Source organism: Parasphingorhabdus sp. (genome assembly GCF_039968395.1).
In the GTDB taxonomy this organism is placed as follows: domain Bacteria; phylum Pseudomonadota; class Alphaproteobacteria; order Sphingomonadales; family Sphingomonadaceae; genus Parasphingorhabdus.
Genome location: NZ_JBDVPV010000003.1, coordinates 270,001 through 272,184, shown reverse-complemented (window position 1 = coordinate 272,184; position 2,184 = coordinate 270,001). Strand labels below are relative to the sequence as shown.

The window sequence follows — 2,184 nt, the reverse complement described above, 5'->3', positions numbered from 1 at the left end:
GCATCTTCACGGAGAATTCAATTTCGCTGAGCATATCCTGGAGACAGTGGGGAAGTCGTTACGCCATTCGTGCAGGTCGGAACTTACCCGACAAGGAATTTCGCTACCTTAGGACCGTTATAGTTACGGCCGCCGTTTACTTGGGCTTCAATTCGGAGCTTGCACTCCTCCTCTTAACCTTCAAGCACCGGGCAGGCGTCAGACCCTATACGTCGTCTTGAAGCCGACTTAGCAGAGTCCTGTGTTTTTGATAAACAGTCGCTACCCCCTGGCCTGTGCCCCCTGATAAGAGTTGCCTCGAATCAGGGCCTCCTTCTTCCGAAGGTACGGAGGCAATTTGCCGAGTTCCTTCAGGATACTTCTCTCAAGCGCCTTAGTATACTCTACCTGACCACCTGTGTCGGTTTAGGGTACGGTCTATATGGTGGAGCTATTTCCTGGAACCTCTTCGAAGCCTGATCAATCCAATAAGATCAGACAACACACGAGATCCGTCACATTCCACCAGGTACAGGAATATTAACCTGTTTCCCATCGACTACCCCCTTCGGGCTCGTCTTAGGGGCCGACTTACCCTGCTCAGATTAGCTTTAAGCAGGAACCCTTGGGCTTTCGGCGACAGTGCATCTCACACTGTTTGTCGCTACTCATGTCAGCATTCGCACTTCCGATACGTCCACCGTCGGTTACCCTTCGGCTTCATCCGCTTACGGAACGCTCCGCTACCGCTCATAATAAATTATGAACCCTAAGCTTCGGTGCATATCTTTAGCCCCGTTACATCTTCGCCGCAGGAACCCTTATTTAGACCAGTGAGCTGTTACGCTTTCTTTAAAGGATGGCTGCTTCTAAGCCAACCTCCTGGTTGTTTTGGGATTCCCACATGCTTTCCCACTTAGATATGACTTGGGGACCTTAGCTGTAGGTTAGGGCTGTTTCCCTTTTGACGACGGACCTTAGCACCCGCCGTCTGTCTCCCGGACTTGTCTCTATGGTATTCGGAGTTTGGTTAGGTTTGGTAGGTCTCGCGACCCCCTAGCCCATCCAGTGCTCTACCCCCATAGGAAAACGTCCGAGGCACTACCTCAATAGTTTTCGCGGAGAACCAGCTATTTCCCGGCTTGATTGGCCTTTCACCCCTAAACACAACTCATCCGATAATTTTTCAACATTAAACGGTTCGGTCCTCCAGTGCGTGTTACCGCACCTTCAACCTGGTCATGCCTAGATCGCCGGGTTTCGGGTCTAATTCATCGAACTCAGTCGCCCTATTCAGACTCGCTTTCGCTGCGCCTACACCTAACGGCTTAAGCTTGCTCGATAAATTAAGTCACTGACCCATTATGCAAGAGGTACGCGGTCACCCCATATGGGGCTCCCACTGCTTGTAAGCATTCGGTTTCAGGTACTATTTCACTCCCCTAATCGGGGTGCTTTTCACCTTTCCCTCACGGTACTTGTTCGCTATCGGTCACATACGAGTATTTAGGCTTGGAGGGTGGTCCCCCCATGTTCAGACAGAATTTCACGTGTTCCGCCCTACTCGAGTCCTGATTGATCATTTTCGCATACGGGACTGTCACCCACTATGGTCAAACTTTCCAGAATGTTCTGCTAATTTACAATCAGGCACTGGCCTGGTCCGCGTTCGCTCGCCACTACTAACGGAATCTCGGTTGATGTCTTTTCCTCCGGTTACTGAGATGTTTCAGTTCGCCGGGTTCGCTTCACCAAGTCTATTTTATTCAACTTGATGATATCCTTCCCCATTTTACTTCGCCTTGGACCGAAGTCCAAAAACAAAGAAAAATGGTGAGGATGGGTTCCCCCATTCGGAAATCGCTGGATCAAAGATTGCTCACATCTCCCCAACGCTTATCGCAGCGTGCCACGTCCTTCATCGCCTGTATGTGCCAAGGCATCCACCAAATGCTCTTACCTCACGCTTGAGAATCCACACCACCAACAACAAGATTGGAACAAAGCTCCACGCCCCTTGCATAAAAAAGCGCTTTGCAATGGCCAATTCGGCCTTGCCTGTGTGTGCGGACAATTATTTACTCAGCCTTTTAGTAATTCAAAAATGAATACTTGTGTGCCAATATTGTTGATTCAACTTAGCGAAAAACCGCCAAATCGAACCCGCAAAATTGCCACGGCATCGATTAAAAAAACCCATTCACA

The 2,184-nt window shown here is 49.6% G+C and carries 1 rRNA gene; it reads right to left on the bottom strand.

From position 1 onward, the window contains the following. Positions 1–1,952, bottom strand: a 23S ribosomal RNA gene (locus ABJI30_RS09290); the annotation flags it as partial. Positions 1,953–2,184 lie beyond the last annotated feature (232 nt).